Source organism: Methylophilus flavus (genome assembly GCF_042678905.1).
Taxonomy (GTDB): Bacteria; Pseudomonadota; Gammaproteobacteria; order Burkholderiales; family Methylophilaceae; genus Methylophilus; species Methylophilus flavus.
In genome coordinates this window covers 1,164,496-1,180,299 of sequence record NZ_JBHTLN010000001.1, presented here as the reverse complement: position 1 = coordinate 1,180,299, position 15,804 = coordinate 1,164,496, and the positions used below count along the sequence as shown (strand labels likewise).

The window sequence follows — 15,804 nt, the reverse complement described above, 5'->3', positions numbered from 1 at the left end:
ATGCCTGAATTACCTGAGGTAGAGGTCACCCGCCTGGGGCTGTTGCCGGTGCAGGGCGCGCGCATCCGCGAAGTCACTATCCGCCATCATGGCCTGCGCTGGCCGATTCCAGCCGATCTGCCGCAGCATTTGCAAGGTCAGCGCGTATTGCAGTTAACGCGACGGGCCAAATATATCCTGATCGACATTGGTGAGATGAGCGACACTGGCGTTCCCACCCGAAAAGGCGTGCTATTGCTGCATTTGGGTATGTCCGGGCGCCTATGCCTGCTGGAACGCTACTTCCCGCACGAGAAGCATGACCATGTCGATATCGCGTTTGAAGATGGTCGCGTAATCCGTTTGCGCGACCCACGCCGCTTCGGCGCTGTATTATGGCTGGAGCAGGAGCCGTCGCAGCATCCTCTGCTTAATAGCCTGGGGCCCGAGCCGCTGGATGATGCCTTCGATGGCAATTACCTGCATCAGCAATTAAAGTCACGCAATGCGGCAATCAAGCCCACCATTATGGATGCGCATATCGTTGTTGGTGTCGGGAACATCTATGCCAGTGAGTCATTATTCCGGGCGCGTATCCACCCCGAAACGCCTTCCAGGCAATTAACCCTGCCGCAATGCCAGTTGCTGGTCGCAGAGATCAAGGCGACATTGCATGCAGCGCTGGCAGCGGGTGGTAGCAGTTTGCGGGATTTTTTTGGTGCAGATGGTAATCCGGGCTATTTCCAGCAGACTTACTATGTCTACGGCCGCACTGGTCTGCCTTGCCTGGTATGCGGGCAGTTGATTAACACTATCAGGTTAGGTCAGCGTTCCACTTTTTACTGCGCGACCTGTCAGCCGCGCGCATTTGTTTAAGGCTAAGTTTTCTTAAACGCTTTTTTCTTCAACCCGCCTGAATCAAGCTGGGCTCGATATCTGCATCGCTGTCGGGCTTGATGCAGTTGCGTCCGGCGTGCTTGGCTTCGTACAGGTGATGATCGGCACGTTCCACGACTTGAGCAAATTCTTCACTCTGCTGCATCTCGGCCAGTCCGGCACTGATGGTCACCCTGATGACCTGGTTGTTAAAATGGAATTGCAGGCTAGCCACTGCTGCACGGATGATTTCCGTGATGCCTCGCGCGCGGTCAAGATCGCACCCGGCCAGTAATAGCAGGAACTCCTCTCCACCCCAGCGGCACACAATATCTTCTTCACGCACGTGAGATTTGATCAATTGCGCAATGCGGGTCAATACCAGGTCACCTGCCTGGTGGCCATAGTTATCGTTGATCAGCTTGAATAAATCAATATCGAGCAGCACTAATGAGAGGGACTCATCGCGACGTTTGCAGCGCGCAACTGCCTGCTTGAAATAAAACTCAAATACCTGGCGGCTGGTGGCGCCAGTGAGTTTATCCTGGGTGGCCATCGCTTCCAGTCTTTCATGGTAGCCACGCACTGCAAAATGCGCCAGCAGCAATACAATCACGCTGATGATTAGTGCCACTATCATGTTGATAATGAAAGCAGTTTCAATCCGCTCGGAACTTGGGTCGTTGACCTGTTCCACAATCAAATACCAGTCAAACTCAGGCACCAGCCTGCTGTTGAGGTAGAGCGTACTGCCATTATTGGTTTTAAACGAAAATGAGGCACTGGGTGAAGTCAGGATTTTGACGAACGCTTTATCCAGCGCTGCCTTGTTTTTGTTGTGCAGCTCGGAGTGATACTGGCTGCTGCGCAACATGACGTCACCCTGGCGGTTCACAAAATAAATTTCACGGCCATAGCGTTTCTGGTAGTTTTCTATGAGTTCAACCACAGATTGCAAAGCCAGGCCCACGCCTATGATGCCGATAAAATTACCGGATTTATCCTCGATACGGTAATTGACAAAAATGCTTAATCGGCGTTGGTCAGCGGTATCGTGGTCGATGTTAATGACATACGGGCTAGGAGATTTTTTTGCCTGGAAATACCAGCTTTCATCCTCATTGGCTTCAGAGACTTTTTTGAGCACACCGGTAGGATGGTAATAAAGCCTGGATTTTTCCGAGATAAAGAACGCGGTGATGGTGTTATATTTTTTCTGTATCTGCGCCAGGTAACTGGTCATCTTGCTGGCGTCTTTTTCACCATTGTTGACCCAGTCAAACACAAACACGTCGTTAGCCATCAGTGAAGAGATCAGCAAAGGCTGCAGCAAATCCCGCTGAATCTCTGAGTAGATATTGTCGCTGGTGAGAGGCAGCATTTCTTGCTGCAAACGTTCAGTCAGCGAGTCTTTGGCGACAAAGTAACCGATCAGGCTTGTCGCCAGGAAGCCCGTCAGTACAATGACGCTGAGAAGGATGGTGTAAAACCGCTTGTTAACTACCATAGAATGCTTGCTGAGTGAGTAAAACGATTCCGGGCATTATTACGAATGCCTTGTTTTTTGTTAACTGGAACAATCACTGCTTTAAACGGTTATTCATCAATTGGTCATTTGAAAATGATTAAAGTTTAATCCAGTGTCCAGATTAATGTTATTCCGTGTGCCTGCGAGAAGCATGTTCGTGCAGATAGCCATGCGGCGGTTGCGGTGAGCCGCCGAATTTTTGTGGTAACAGCGAGCCTGCCACCATGGCTATCGCGCTGACCAATAATCCAAGCAGTTGTGCCGGTACCAGGCTGGCTTCACCAACCATGACTTCCACCAGTATCCAGCTGCCGATACCAAAAATAATGGCAGCCAGCGCACCCTGGCTGCTGGCACGTTTCCAGAATGCCCCAAAAAACAGTGGCACAAATGCGCCAGCCAATGTGATTTTATAAGCACTTTCTACCATGCCGAAAATAGAGAGCTCTGAATTCAGCGCATAAAACAGCACCATGCCCGCAAAGCCGACCAGGCAGAGGCGCATGACACGCAGGAAGGCATGGTCACTCATGGTGGGGACAAATCCTTTAATCACGTTTTCGGCAAAAGTGACAGAGGGTGCCAGCAAGGTCGCAGAAGAGCAACTCATAATGGCGGACAGAACTGCGCCAAAGAAGATTGCCTGGGCCAGTAATGGGGTATGCGTGAGCACTAAGGTAGGCAACACACGCTGAGAGTCCGATTCCACCAGCGCACCAAAGGTTGCAGGGTCTATCAAAGTCGCCGCATAGGCAATGAACATAGGCACGAAAGTGAAGCAAAAATAAATACTGGCACCCAGGATAGAACCCCACAACGCAATATTGGCCGTTTTTGCCGAAGTGATACGCTGGAAAACATCCTGCTGTGGAATCGAGCCCAGCATCATGGTCAGCCAGCCGCCCAGGAAAGTCAGCCACACACTCCAGTTGGCGGATTGCGGGAAGAAATGCAGTTTCCCAGCATTGCGTGCGTGCTCGATCACCGGACCCACGCCACCGGTCTGGCCGGAAACGATACTGGCGATATAAAGCAGTCCGCCTATCACTACAATCATCTGCACAAAGTCCAGGATAGCGACCGATAGCATGCCGCCTAATGTGGTGTAAGTGAGGACAATGGCGGTGCCTAGAATCATGCCGGTCTGTTCCGGGATATAACCATCGCTGATCAGGTTGAAAATCAGTCCCAGCGCTTTGATCTGCGCCGCGACCCAGCCCATGTAGGAAACGACGATGGCAATGGTGGTGAGGATTTCTACCGTACGGTTATAACGCATGCGATAGAAGTCACCAAGGGTCAGGATATTGAGTTTGTACAGGCGGCTGGAAAAGAAGATACCGGCAATGATCAGGCACATACTGGAGCCAAACGGATCAGCCGCCACACCGGTCAGGCCCTCGCGTACGAAAGTAGCGGAAACGCCAAACACAGCTTCAGCGCCAAACCAGGTGGCAAATACCGTCGCCATGACGACGGGTAGCGGTAAATGACGGCCTGCGACCGCATAGTCTTTGGTGCTGTGGACGTTTCTGGCTGCAAACAGGCCGATTGCAATGGAGACCAGCAAATACGCTATCACAAACCAGAGCAGCACTATCTCTATCCTTTTAAGGCCGTTGCAAAACGCAGATTTTAAAACAAAACCTGTTTAATGATAGGGTTTGTTTTGTCTGGAAAAGTAAAAAAAGCCTGAAACCCAGGCTTTTTACTTCTGTGTGTGTTGGTCACAACTTAATTCGCGAATAACAGGAACAAACTGGCAAGTTGTAATACTACCAGTATGCCGATGGCGCTGATAAACCATTTCTGCCAGGTCGCTTGTTTGTGTTGCGTTGCCAGCATGGCATCAATATGGCTTTGCTGTTTGGCAAACTCACTCTGGTTACGTAAATACTGCTCGAATAACCTTGGGATTTCAGCCGCGTGTGCGAGCACGTAAGGCAATTCATGCTTGGCTGATTTGATCAACCTGCGCCAGCCTATCTGTTCACTCATCCAGCGTTTGAGGAAAGGTTTTGCGCTATGCCACAAGTCGATATTCGGGTCCAGCTCACGCCCCATGCCTTCGATATTAAGCAGAGTTTTTTGCAACATGATCAGCTGTGGCTGGATATTGACGCCAAAACGGCGCGACATCTGGAACAGGCTGAGCAGGGTGCGGCCAAAAGAAATATCTTTAAGTGGTTTCTCAAAAATTGGTTCACAAATGGCTCGGATGGCGGTTTCCAAGGCTTCCACATTAGTATCAGCCGGAACCCAGCCGGATTCAATATGCGCCACTGCGACATCGCGGTAGTCGCGGTTGAAAAATGCCAGGAAGTTACGCGCCAGGTAATACTGGTCGGTCGGTGACAGGCTGCCCATGATGCCGAAATCAAGGGCAATAAATTTGCCTTTATCGGGCCCTTCGGTGACTACCTGGATATTACCGGGGTGCATATCTGCATGGAAAAAACCATCACGGAACACCTGGGTAAAGAATATTTCAACGCCATCATGCGCGAGCTGCGTGAGATTAATGCCTGCGTCTCTCAAGGCAGAGGTATCACGGACAGGCGTGCCGAACATGCGTTGCATGGTCATTACCTGTTTACGCGAGTAATCCCAATATACCGCAGGCACCAGCAAACGCTTGTCGCTGAAGTTGCGGCCCAGTTGTGAGCATTGCGCGGCTTCCAGGGTCAGGTCCAGCTCATGTTCGGTATGCCGTGCAAATTCTTCCACCATCTCATCCGGCTTCAGGCGGCGTCCTTCGCTGGAGAGTTTTTTCACCCACCAGGCGATAGTGCGTAATAAGGCGATATCTCTGTGGATAATGGCTGCAATACCAGGGCGTAATACTTTGACGGCGACCTGTTCGCCACTGTGCAGCGTGGCAAAATGTACTTGTGCCACAGAAGCGCTGGCGACCGGCACCGGGTCAAATGCTGCATAGGTAGTGTTCAGCGGCGCATTGAATGCTTGGATCAAAATCGCTTCCACCTGGCTGAACGCAAACGGTGGTACCTGGTCTTGCAGTTTGGTCAGCTCATCGGCTACATCCGGTGGCAGCAGGTCACGGCGGGTGGATAGCATCTGGCCGAATTTAACGAAGATGGGCCCCAGCTTCTCCAGTGCCAGTCTCAGCCGGATCGCACGTTGTTGCGGCGCACTACGCCAGAAAAAAAGCAGGTTGAGAAGACGAGGTACCAGATTCGACTTCTCTTCGCGCACAAAGAAAATGTCCAGGCGATACCAGATAAATACACCGATAATTTGATAGAAACGAAACCAGTGCATATTTATCGGCTTTCTGATGAAGGGGAAGCTGCCAGCAATTTATCGACACGCGATTGCAGGCGATCGGCATCTTCACGCAGACGGTCAACAGACTGGTTAAAGTGTTCTATGCTGGTTTTTTTTGCGATCAGTGGCTGTTCTTCCTGCCAGTATTCCACCAGCATTTCGCCGAGGTTCCTGGCATTGGCCTGTAGCTGTTTGAATTTTTCCTGACCCAGTTCTACCACCTGGTAGGCGGCGATATCGCCGACAACTTTGCTTAAATCACCCTCTACATCCCAACGCACGGCTGAGAGTATTTTGCCTACTTCGATGCCCAGCGCCACATCACCATCGATTTTGATCAGGCTGGCAGCCAGCGGGTCTTTGCGCATTAAACGCATGACCAGGCTGGGCGGTAAGTGAATGGTGGCATCGGCAGTCGCAGAATCAGCCGCGACCGCAAGTTCGCCATTGGGCAGAATGGTCAGGTTGACTTGCGTGACCTTGAAGTCAAAAGTTAAAGTCTGGTTGGCGTAGGGTTGCAGTAGCGGCGCGGTCCAGTCGTTTTGCTGCATCAGGTGTTGCAGCACAAATTGAATCAATGGTTTAAACATAGAATTTAGAGTTTAATGCCTTTGTGCAATGCCACTACGCCTGCGGTCAGGTTGTAATAATCCACTTTGCCAAAACCTGCGTCATGCATCATCTGCTTCAGGGTTTCCTGGTCCGGGTGCATGCGTATGCTTTCCGCCAGGTAACGATAGCTGGGTTCGTCATTGGCGATCCACTTGCCCAGCTTGGGCAGCAGTTTGAAAGAGTACGTATCGTATAGTTTTTCCAGTGGTTGCCAGACCTTGGAGAACTCCAGCACCAGCAGGCGTCCGCCCGGTTTCAGCACGCGATGCATTTCCCGCAGGGCATTGTCTTTATGCGTCATATTGCGCAAACCGAATGCGACGATGACACAGTGAAAGGATTCATCGGCAAACGGCAGGGTTTCGGCATTGCATTGTGCGGCCGGAATAGTGAGTCCGGCATCTATCATGCGGTCACGGCCTACGCTGAGCATGGAAGCATTGATATCGGTCAAAATCACCTGGCCAGGATTATGCGCGGATTGTGTGCCTACTTTTTTGGCAAACAGGCTGGATAAATCACCACTGCCGCCTGCAATATCCAGTACCTTGTCACCCTGGCCCACGCCGCTGACATCCACGGCAAAGCGCTTCCACAAACGGTGCAGACCGGCGGACATGACGTCATTCATGATGTTGTATTTTTGCGCGACCGAATGAAACACCTCGCCCACCTTTTTTTGTTTGTCATGTTCAGCCACGGTTTCAAAGCCGAAGTGGGTGGTTTTTTGCTGTTCGTCTTGCATGTTTAGATATCCTTGCGCGGTTGCCCGGCGATGGTCAGTTTGGTGATGTAGTCCTGCCACAGGCTTTCATAGTGCTGGGCCAGGTAGTACAAATAATCCCATGAATAGAGGCCGGTATCATGACCGTCATCAAAGATCAGTTTGATGGCGTATCTGCCCACCGGTTCGATCCCGCTGATGTTGACAAGTTCTTTACCGGTTTGCAGGACTTCCTGCCCGGCACCATGCCCGCGAACCTCTGCCGAAGGCGAATACACGCGCAAAAACTCACATGACAGCATGCATTCGGTGTCGTTATCGAAATGAATTTCCAGCAAGCGCGAACCCTGATGCAGCTGGATCAGGGTAGGGATGGGGGAATCTGGTTGAAGACCACTCATAAGATTGAAGAAAGTCGTGTTTCAGGCCGTTATATGACTAATGCGCATGATAGCAGATGACAACCGCATACGCATAAATGCGTATAACTCTAATCTTATGGTTGATAATTCATTTTATTTATGAATTAATGGCTATACCTACATGATTTATTTGAACTTTTCCGAAATCGTGATAGATTAGCAAAAAAACTGGCGATCCTAAGTAGGTTACCGAATAACTATTAAGCAGGTCCTATGGAAAATAACAGACTGGCACAACAATTTGATTTGTATACACGCTGGCGTGAAGCAATTGCTGATGTACTGGGGGAGTATCGGCGCTGGTTGGCCGATAAGCAGCTTAGCGATGTGCAACTTGAAGAACGTATTCAGCATCAGCTTAACCGTTTACGCGAAGATAAGCTGAATGTCGCATTTGTAGCCGAATTTTCACGCGGTAAATCCGAGCTTATCAACGCCATTTTCTTTTCAGATTATGGTCATCGATTATTACCTTCCGGTGCCGGGCGCACTACCATGTGTCCCACCGAGTTGCGCTATGACATGGGTAAACCAGTCAGCCTGTCGCTGTTGCCGATCGAAAGCAGCGCTGGCCAGATTTCCATCACTGAATACCGCCGCATGCCACAGGCATGGTCGGTGATCGAGTTTGATGCCCATTCACGCGAGAGCATGGTCGAAGCATTTAAAGAAGTCAGCCGCACCCGTCGCGTGACACTCGAAGAAGCGCAAACACTGGGTTTATACCATCCCGATCATCCCGACGATTTAATGCTGATCGGCCAGGATGGGTTGATGGAGATTCCTTGCTGGCGCTATGCCGTGATTAACTTCCCGCATACCTTGCTCAAGCAGGGGCTGGTCATTCTGGATACACCAGGTTTAAACGCCATAGGTGCCGAGCCCGAATTAACCATGAGTATGTTACCGAATGCGCATGCCGTACTCTTTATTCTGGGTGCCGATACCGGCGTCACAAAATCTGAAATGGAAGTCTGGCGTCGTTATATCAGTGGTGCGCGCTGGAAGCAAAAAGGGCGCATCGCCGTACTCAATAAGATTGACGGCTTGTGGGACCCGCTGAAAACCGATGACGAAATACAAATCGAGCTGTCGCGTCAGTTACAGACCACTGCTGAATTACTAGGCCTGTCGCGCGACCAGATTTTGCCTACCTCGGCGCAAAAGGGCTTGCTGGCAAAAGTCACTGGCGATCACCAGTTGCTGGCGAAAAGTCGCTTGCTGCAACTGGAAAAAAATCTTTCCGAGGAGCTGATTCCTGCCAAGCAGGAGATTGTGCGCGAAAGTATCCATAGCGAAATTGAAGACATGGTTTTCCAGACGCGCAGCGTACTGGAAACACGTTTGCAAAGCGTGATTGACCAGACCGAAGAACTGCGTTGCCTGCAAGGCAAAAACGAAGATGTGATTGCGCAAATGATGCGCAAGGTCAAACAGGATAAAGTCAATTTTGAAGTAGGTTTGCAACGTTACCAGGCGTTACGTAGCGTATTCTCTGTGCAATCCAACCAGTTGTTTCATCATCTCGGCATGCCTGCACTCAAAAACAAAGTGCGTGAAACCCGTGACAACATGATGAAAGCGTCATTTACCAAAACCATGCGCCAGGCGATGGATGATTTTTTCAGTGACCTCAAACGCCGCATGATGGAAGCCGATGTGCATGTGCTTGAAATCAAGAAAATGATGGAAGCCATGTACGAGAAGTTCTCAAAAGAGCATGGCCTGCTGCAAAAAACACCGCCGCCGTTTTCTACTTCACGCTATCTCAAGGCGCTGAACAAACTGGAAACCATCTACCGCGATCAGTTCAATACCACCTTCAACATGATCGCGCATGAAAAATTCACCCTGACCAGCAAGTTTTTTGAAACCTTGGCCAGCCATGTGATTCTCGAATATGAAGCCGCCAACCGCGATGCCGAAAGCTGGTTGAAAGCAGTGATTGCGCCTATGGAAAGCCAGATGCGCGAGCACCATGTGCAACTGAAACGCAGGGTGGAAAGTATCAAACGTATTTACCAGGCGACAGATACGCTGGAGGAACGGATTGCCGATCTGGAACAGGTGGAGTTATCGATCCGTCAGCAACTCGCAGAACTGGATCAACTCAATGGTAAAGCACTGCTTGCCCTGCAGCATGAAGAAGTGATTGTGCAGGCGGCTTAAAGGATCAGGGAATACAGAAACAGAAACGGGTGCCTAGGCACCCGTTTTTTTATGACTATTACTTGCTTTCCAGCATGTAGGTCTTGATTTTCTGCATTGCCTTTTGCTCGATCTGGCGGATACGTTCGGCAGAGACATTGAACTCCGCAGCCAGCTCATGCAAGGTAGAAACATCGCCCTCCGTCAACCAGCGCGCCTGCAATACACGGCGGCTACGCTCATCCAGCTGTTGCAAAGCGTTGCTCAAACCTTCGGTCTGCATATGCTCGGTTTGCAACGTTTCCAGCAAGACTGATGGCTCAGGGCCTTCATCCTGGAGGTATGCAATCGGGCTGTACATTTCTTCGCCGTCATCATCCACCTGCGCGTCCAGTGGAATTTCCTGACCGTTCAGGCGATATTCCATCTCGACAACTTCTTCAGGCTTCACATTCAGCTCAGTAGCAATACGATTGACATCGTCGGGGCTCAATGTTTCAAAGCCTTGTTTCATACTGCGCAAATTAAAAAATAACTTACGTTGTGCTTTAGTGGTCGCGGTTTTCACCAGGCGCCAGTTACGCACAATGTATTCATGAATCTCGGCTTTAATCCAGTGCATGGCAAAAGAAACCAGACGCACACCGCGCTCAGGATCAAAACGTTTCACCGCTTTCATCAAGCCAATGTTGCCTTCCTGGATCAGGTCAGCCTGCGGCAAACCATAACCGCTGTAACCACGCGCAATGCTGGCTACCAGGCGCAAGTGCGACACAATCAGCGCACGTGCGGATTCCAGGTCACCAGTCTTGTTCAGGCTTGTGGCATAGCTGTATTCTTCTTCAGGCGTCAAAATTGGAAACTGCTTAATGGTTCGCAGGTATGTATCCAGGCTATCAGCGGATGAAACAACAGGTATAGTCAAAGCGTTAATGGTAAAGCTCCTTAGTGAAAGAAGAGATTTAAACTAATTTTAGCACTCATGGAGTGAGAGTGCTAGCCCGGGAGAAAAGTTCAGGCGAATTCATGAATTACAAAACTTGGCGGTTGCCATCGTATTTGATCTGATGCAGTGACATAACGTCTCTTAGAGGGTAGTTGGAAAGAAAAGTTAGATTTAAAAGAAATGAGTCTGGAAAAAATATCTAAATTTCTTAAAGGTGCAAAAACAAGTCGTCCAGATTTATTTACCCAGAGGGTACATACATGCGATTAGAAAGGAAGTTACTGGCCCCCAATCTAAGTAAGAATTAATTCGCGATTTTGGCGACAAATTATCTGCAAAGTTTGCAGGGCTTTTCTTTTTTAGCTATGCATTTATTGCATGAATTATAAATATAATTTCAGTAACTTAATGATTTTAAAGTAATTTTTTAATTGGCATGTCGCTTGCTAAATTAGGATCGTATTCTTACTGAAAGCGGATATGTTCAGCGCACCGATCCCAGTATTTCCTCAGGCTTTTTTTGCTGAAAGAGCCTATGATTTACGCGTTTTTGCAAAGCCAAAAAGATATACCCTGCAAGAGATTAAAGCATTTGAAATAAATGCAACGCATTCTGACCGTACCGAAGTCGAAAACTTTATCGCAGCAGTTTTCCATTTTGCATACGGCGCCCAAGTAAAAAATTTTATGCCTACATTGATCGCCTTGCGAGATCAAAATCATCAATTGATGGCCGCTTTTGGGATGCGCGATGCAAGCGACTCATGTTTATTCCTGGAACAGTATCTGGATGAACCGATTGAGAACGTTATATCGCAAAACCTCAATTGCAATATTCAACGTTCGGATATCACAGAGATCGGCAATCTTGCTGTTGCCAATCCCAGAAACGCCGGCATCCTTATCTCACATGTGATTCAACATAGCATCAATGCTGGGGTGCAGTATTGTGTAGCCACTGCGCATCACACATTACAAAATGGACTGATTAAAGGTGGCGTCGATGTACTGCCTTTATCACCAGTGGACCCCAAGCGTTTGCCCCCTGGTGAGCTCGCCAACTGGGGGCGTTACTATGATAACCAACCACAAGTCGTGGTTGTTCGTCAGCCTGCGAGGTAAAAGATGCAATATGCTACTTTCGAACAGGCTTTAGCCAAGCATGCTTTACTAAGCCCCCACTCAATTGCCTTGCAGGGTAGTACTACAGCACTTACCTATGCGCATTTGCAGCTTGAAGTTGATCAACTGAGACGCGAGTTAGCATTCGATAGCAGTTGTCAGCCGATTGCTTTCGCAATTTCCAATCATCCGGCATGGGTAGTATTGGACATCGCTATATTAGGTTGTGAAGTTCCGTCAGTGCCACTTCCATTTTTCTTCACTGACACACAAATCTACCATGCGGTTCTGGATGCCGGTGTCGGCACCTTGATGACAGATCAACCTGAACGATTCAGCAGGATTTTTGCAAACTTAATCATAAGGAAAATGACGTTGCTGATTGCAGGTAAGCGCGTCATGCAAATCGATTTAAGTGTTCCACCAAAGCGTTTACCAAAAGGAACCGTGAAAATTACCTATACCTCTGGCACCACCGGAACCCCCAAAGGTGTCTGCTTATGTGTAGAAAGCATGTTGAATGTTGCCGAGTCTGTGGTTGAAGCAACCAGGATCACTGGGGAAGCGAATCATTTATGCATATTGCCACTGTCTACCCTTTTGGAAAATGTAGCGGGCGTTTATGCAGCCCTGCTTGCAGGTGCAAAGGTGCATTTACTCTCCAGCAAGGAAGTAGGATTGAATGGCACTCAATTGGATGCTCAGCAATTGCATTATGCGCTATCGGACACGCAAGCCAACACGGCTATTTTCATTCCAGAGCTACTCAATGCACTGGTCAGTGTGATTGAGTCAGGGGCTTTGCCTCTGCCTAATTTGCGCTTTCTTGCCGTCGGTGGTGCAGCTGTGTCGAGCCAGTTATTGTCCAGAGCCAATAAGCTTGGCGTGCCCGTCTATCAGGGTTATGGGCTATCTGAATGTGCCTCCGTGGTTGCTTTAAATACCAAGTCCGAAAATCAAGTCGGCAGTGTGGGTAAACCTTTGCAACATCTGGAAATCAAGCTGGCCGATGATGGTGAGATATTGGTGAAAGGGACGCATTTCCTGGGTTATACCGGGCAAGCGGACGTTGCTCGCCATGAGTGGTTAGCCACTGGAGACATAGGTACCCTAGATGCGCAGGGATACGTTTATATCCAAGGGCGCAAGAAAAATATGTTCATCACATCCTTTGGTCGAAACGTTTCACCCGAATGGGTTGAATGTGCCTTATTGAATTCTCCGTACATTGCACAAGCGTGTGTTTATGGAGAAGCGCAGCCATGGAATATTGCACTCATCGTATGTAAACCAGGCATATCCGAAAAATTGATTTCCGAATCAATCGCTGAAATTAATCAACAGTTGCCAGATTACGCCCGTATCAAACAGTGGGTGCCTGTCAGCCCATTTAGTAGTGCCAATCAACAGCTAACCCCGAATGGCAGATTGAAACGACAGGCAATTTATAAAGTACACCAGGCAGCGATTAAGCATTTATACAAGGAATTGGCATGACTTTTTACGAACAGCTTTTGCAAGCAACCGAACCGGACAGAAATGCACTGCTAAGCCTACCGCTAATTACACGTGGTGCTGCAGGTGAATTGAGCCTGGAAGCCTATGTGGCATTCCTCACACAGGCTTACCACCATGTTAAACATACTATTCCATTGCTTATGTCTACAGGCGGACGTTTAGAGGAGCGATACGAATGGTTACGGGTGGCGACTGGCGAATATATTGAAGAAGAAATGGGCCACCAGGAGTGGGTGCTGAACGATATTGAAGCCTGCGGGTTTGATAAAGAAAAAGTACGCCATGGCAAGCCAGGCCTGGCCACTGAACTGATGGTTTCATATGCATATGATATGGTTAACCGGGTCAACCCAATCGGCTTTTTTGGCATGGTATTAGTGCTGGAAGGGACGAGTACAGCAGTGGCGAGTCATGCAGCAAAAGCGATTTCTCAAAGTCTGAATTTACCAGCCAGCTGCTTTAGTTATCTTGCTTCTCATGGTGCTCTTGATGTCGAGCACACGCAATTCTATGAGGAGATTGTGAACAAAATCTCCGATGAGAAAGATCAGCAATTATTGATGCATGCCGCCAAGGTATTTTACAAACTGTATGCTGATATCTTTCTTGATTTGGGTGAGCAGTTCATGGTAAGGGCTTGATATGGACCTCAAGGGAAAACGAATTCTCCTGACCGGCGCAACTGGTGGATTAGGCCAGGAACTTGCAATCTCACTTGCCAGGAAAGGCGCTGAGCTCACACTGGTTGGCCGGGATGAGGCCAAATTGCTGCTATTGAAAAATTCGCTATCTCAGATTGGCAAGAGTGCACACATTATTGGGATTGATCTAAGTGAAACTGGAGCAGTTTCTCAAGTTTCAAAAGCTGCCAGTCGATATATGGGCGGGGTCGATATTTTAATCAATAATGCGGGTGTCATGGACTTCATCAAATTTGAAGAGCAGAGCCCAGAGCGAATCGGACAAATGATAGAGACAAATGTCACCATACCCATTCAGCTCACTAATGCCATGCTTGCTGAGTACCTGCTGAGAGGGACAGGCCATATAGTATTTGTCGGTTCAATATTCGGCTCACTGGGTTTTCCTCATTTTGCAACGTACTGCGCCAGCAAGTTCGCTATTCATGGATTTTCCCAATCCTTACGCCGGGAGCTATCAGGTACCAAAATTGGTGTCACTTACATTGCACCCAGAGGCATTAATACTGCCATGAATGATGCCAATACTGTTGCCATGTGGGAGAGGACTAACAGTGAAATGGATGAGCCGGTAGTGGTTGCCAACCGTATTGTCCGGGGCCTTGAAAAAAAGCAACAAGAAGTGTTTATCGGGCAGCCACAGTCATTCTTTGCCTGGTTAAATGGCGTGTGTCCAAAATTAATCAGCAGTGCTATTAAAAAAGATACAAAGATTGCACGTCAATTTTTATAAATTCAAAGGAGCATTCTCATGAAGCATTCTCGACTAATTATTACCGTTCTCTTGCTCAGTTTATTTTCCGATTTAGTCCTCGCTGATGAAAAACTTGACGGGAGTATTGCCAGTTTGCAGCACGAATGGGCGAAGGCAAATTACAGCACCCCTAAAGATGCACAGGAGTCCGCATTTAAAAATCTGTCCGAAGAAGCGCACCTCATCACTGAGAGAAATGCTAATGCCCCGGAAGCCCTGATCTGGGAAGGCATTGCCAATGCTGGGTATGCTAAAGCGAAAGGTGGATTTGGCGCGCTAAAGCTTGCCGAGAAGGCACGTGACTTGCTGCTTGCAGCCGAAAAATCTAATCCTAATGCACTCCAGGGATCTGCATACACAAGTTTAGGTTCACTATATTACAAGGTACCAGGCTGGCCGATCGGATTCGGTGACAAGAAAAAAGCTAAAGCTTATCTTGAAAAGGCATTACAGATAAATCCAGCTGGTATAGATACTAACTTTTTCTATGCGGATTTTCTGAGTGAACAAGGTGAATATAAGCAAGCCATTCCGTATTATGAAAAAGCATTGGTTGCCGCACCGAGGATTGGACGCGAAGACGCGGATGCTGGCCGAAAAGCTGAAGTTGAAGCAGGATTGAAGTTAGCCAAGAGTAAAGTTTAAATTGTTTTCTTTTGGATAATAAAACCCAGCAGGATTGAAAGCCTGATAATCAAACAGACTCAAGGAGTTAACTTTGAGTCTGTTTTTATTACATTCATTCAGAGCAAACAATCCATCAATGAATTGGCGTTAGCGACCAATTTTTCATTGCTTCATCGCCAGGGCGATCAACGACAACCTTGCCATTTTCAGTGCTAGTTACCCAACTGGTCGGAATATAGTGATGCTGGCCAGTACTATCCTTATTTAACTTGATGCAGTCAGTGCCTTCAAGGTGATCCACTGTTGCAAACTGCCCGCCTTGCGAACAAACCACCGGCATTTCAGGAAGAATCTGGTTGATGTTCAAGTTTCTTTCCTGCGACAGTAGACTTTCATTACTTGCGTCTGGGGTCACAACGTTATTAATAATTTCTTCTACCAGGTTTTTTTGGGAATCATTCATCATTCCAATTTCCTTAATATTCATCATTTATTTTTCTTCATCGAATCAAAATAATAAATGTGAGGACCGATATGGTTTATCAGGAGATGGCTGATG

At 48.3% G+C, this 15,804-nt stretch carries 15 protein-coding genes; 7 read left to right on the top strand and 8 right to left on the bottom strand.

Features of this window, described 5'->3' with window-relative positions; all coding sequences use genetic code 11:
• A complete protein-coding gene (gene mutM, locus ACFQ2T_RS05750) occupies positions 1-855 on the top strand; it encodes a bifunctional DNA-formamidopyrimidine glycosylase/DNA-(apurinic or apyrimidinic site) lyase (RefSeq protein ID WP_379031720.1) in 855 nt (284 codons plus the stop codon).
• A gap of 28 nt (positions 856-883) precedes the next feature.
• Here the strand turns inward: mutM and ACFQ2T_RS05745 are convergent, their stop codons facing one another.
• The 6 genes from ACFQ2T_RS05745 to ACFQ2T_RS05720 form a co-directional block, all read right to left on the bottom strand.
• Positions 884-2,362 (bottom strand): sensor domain-containing diguanylate cyclase, encoded by a 1,479-nt coding sequence (locus tag ACFQ2T_RS05745; protein WP_379031717.1) that lies wholly within the window; start codon positions 2,360-2,362, stop codon positions 884-886.
• Positions 2,363-2,510: 148 nt separating this feature from the next.
• Positions 2,511-3,980: a sodium:solute symporter family protein gene (locus ACFQ2T_RS05740; RefSeq protein WP_379031714.1), complete on the bottom strand. Its 1,470-nt coding sequence runs from the start codon at positions 3,978-3,980 to the stop codon at positions 2,511-2,513.
• Between the two features lie 137 nt (positions 3,981-4,117).
• Positions 4,118-5,665, bottom strand: coding sequence for a ubiquinone biosynthesis regulatory protein kinase UbiB (ubiB, locus tag ACFQ2T_RS05735; RefSeq protein ID WP_379031711.1), 1,548 nt, complete (start codon positions 5,663-5,665; stop codon positions 4,118-4,120).
• Between the two features lie 2 nt (positions 5,666-5,667).
• Positions 5,668-6,261 (bottom strand): ubiquinone biosynthesis accessory factor UbiJ, encoded by a 594-nt coding sequence (locus ACFQ2T_RS05730; RefSeq protein ID WP_379031709.1) that lies wholly within the window; start codon positions 6,259-6,261, stop codon positions 5,668-5,670.
• 5 nt (positions 6,262-6,266) lie between these two features.
• The gene (gene ubiE / locus ACFQ2T_RS05725; RefSeq protein ID WP_379031706.1) at positions 6,267-7,028 is read right to left on the bottom strand and encodes a bifunctional demethylmenaquinone methyltransferase/2-methoxy-6-polyprenyl-1,4-benzoquinol methylase UbiE; all 762 of its coding nucleotides are present in this window, start codon (positions 7,026-7,028) and stop codon (positions 6,267-6,269) included.
• A gap of 2 nt (positions 7,029-7,030) precedes the next feature.
• On the bottom strand, positions 7,031-7,408 hold the full coding sequence (locus tag ACFQ2T_RS05720) for a gamma-butyrobetaine hydroxylase-like domain-containing protein (RefSeq protein ID WP_379031703.1): 378 nt from the start codon (positions 7,406-7,408) through the stop codon (positions 7,031-7,033).
• Positions 7,409-7,642: 234 nt separating this feature from the next.
• Here ACFQ2T_RS05720 and ACFQ2T_RS05715 point away from each other — a divergent pair, with 234 nt between their 5' ends.
• Positions 7,643-9,598, top strand: a complete 1,956-nt coding sequence (locus ACFQ2T_RS05715) for a dynamin family protein (protein ID WP_379031700.1) — start codon at positions 7,643-7,645, stop codon at positions 9,596-9,598.
• A gap of 58 nt (positions 9,599-9,656) precedes the next feature.
• On the opposite strand, the gene rpoH is transcribed toward ACFQ2T_RS05715, so the two are convergent.
• The gene (gene rpoH, locus ACFQ2T_RS05710; RefSeq protein ID WP_379031697.1) at positions 9,657-10,502 is read right to left on the bottom strand and encodes an RNA polymerase sigma factor RpoH; all 846 of its coding nucleotides are present in this window, start codon (positions 10,500-10,502) and stop codon (positions 9,657-9,659) included.
• Positions 10,503-11,003: 501 nt separating this feature from the next.
• Between rpoH and ACFQ2T_RS05705 the strand changes: the two genes are divergently transcribed.
• Genes ACFQ2T_RS05705 through ACFQ2T_RS05685 form a run of 5 tightly spaced genes read left to right on the top strand, consistent with a single transcriptional unit; the run spans position 11,004 to position 15,263 of the window.
• Complete coding sequence (locus ACFQ2T_RS05705) at positions 11,004-11,645, top strand: thermostable hemolysin (RefSeq protein ID WP_379031694.1); 642 nt, start codon at positions 11,004-11,006, stop codon at positions 11,643-11,645.
• Between the two features lie 3 nt (positions 11,646-11,648).
• Positions 11,649-13,142 carry an AMP-binding protein gene (locus tag ACFQ2T_RS05700; protein WP_379031691.1) on the top strand — a complete coding sequence of 498 codons (1,494 nt, stop codon included), beginning with the start codon at positions 11,649-11,651 and terminating at the stop codon, positions 13,140-13,142.
• Positions 13,139-13,804, top strand: coding sequence for a TenA family transcriptional regulator (locus tag ACFQ2T_RS05695; RefSeq protein ID WP_379031688.1), 666 nt, complete (start codon positions 13,139-13,141; stop codon positions 13,802-13,804). The genes ACFQ2T_RS05700 and ACFQ2T_RS05695 overlap by 4 nt, the downstream gene beginning before the upstream one ends.
• A gap of 1 nt (position 13,805) precedes the next feature.
• Positions 13,806-14,597, top strand: a complete 792-nt coding sequence (locus tag ACFQ2T_RS05690) for an SDR family oxidoreductase (RefSeq protein ID WP_379031685.1) — start codon at positions 13,806-13,808, stop codon at positions 14,595-14,597.
• A gap of 18 nt (positions 14,598-14,615) precedes the next feature.
• Positions 14,616-15,263, top strand: coding sequence for a tetratricopeptide repeat protein (locus ACFQ2T_RS05685; RefSeq protein WP_379031682.1), 648 nt, complete (start codon positions 14,616-14,618; stop codon positions 15,261-15,263).
• A 115-nt stretch (positions 15,264-15,378) separates the two neighbouring features.
• Here ACFQ2T_RS05685 and ACFQ2T_RS05680 read toward each other — a convergent pair whose 3' ends face one another.
• Positions 15,379-15,735: a DUF2171 domain-containing protein gene (locus ACFQ2T_RS05680; protein WP_379031679.1), complete on the bottom strand. Its 357-nt coding sequence runs from the start codon at positions 15,733-15,735 to the stop codon at positions 15,379-15,381.
• Positions 15,736-15,804: the final 69 nt, after the last annotated feature.

Excerpts from the sequence above, each read along its gene's own strand:
- ubiE (WP_379031706.1), bottom strand. The coding sequence starts at position 7,028 with ATGCAAGACGAACAGCAAAAAACCACCCACTTCGGCTTTGAAACCGTG.
- ACFQ2T_RS05715 (WP_379031700.1), top strand. The coding sequence starts at position 7,643 with ATGGAAAATAACAGACTGGCACAACAATTTGATTTGTATACACGCTGG.
- ACFQ2T_RS05700 (WP_379031691.1), top strand. The coding sequence starts at position 11,649 with ATGCAATATGCTACTTTCGAACAGGCTTTAGCCAAGCATGCTTTACTA.
- mutM (WP_379031720.1), top strand. The coding sequence starts at position 1 with ATGCCTGAATTACCTGAGGTAGAGGTCACCCGCCTGGGGCTGTTGCCG.
- ACFQ2T_RS05695 (WP_379031688.1), top strand. The coding sequence starts at position 13,139 with ATGACTTTTTACGAACAGCTTTTGCAAGCAACCGAACCGGACAGAAAT.
- ACFQ2T_RS05680 (WP_379031679.1), bottom strand. The coding sequence starts at position 15,735 with ATGATGAATATTAAGGAAATTGGAATGATGAATGATTCCCAAAAAAAC.
- ACFQ2T_RS05720 (WP_379031703.1), bottom strand. The coding sequence starts at position 7,408 with ATGAGTGGTCTTCAACCAGATTCCCCCATCCCTACCCTGATCCAGCTG.
- ACFQ2T_RS05685 (WP_379031682.1), top strand. The coding sequence starts at position 14,616 with ATGAAGCATTCTCGACTAATTATTACCGTTCTCTTGCTCAGTTTATTT.
- ACFQ2T_RS05690 (WP_379031685.1), top strand. The coding sequence starts at position 13,806 with ATGGACCTCAAGGGAAAACGAATTCTCCTGACCGGCGCAACTGGTGGA.
- ubiB (WP_379031711.1), bottom strand. The coding sequence starts at position 5,665 with ATGCACTGGTTTCGTTTCTATCAAATTATCGGTGTATTTATCTGGTAT.
- ACFQ2T_RS05730 (WP_379031709.1), bottom strand. The coding sequence starts at position 6,261 with ATGTTTAAACCATTGATTCAATTTGTGCTGCAACACCTGATGCAGCAA.
- ACFQ2T_RS05745 (WP_379031717.1), bottom strand. The coding sequence starts at position 2,362 with ATGGTAGTTAACAAGCGGTTTTACACCATCCTTCTCAGCGTCATTGTA.
- ACFQ2T_RS05705 (WP_379031694.1), top strand. The coding sequence starts at position 11,004 with ATGTTCAGCGCACCGATCCCAGTATTTCCTCAGGCTTTTTTTGCTGAA.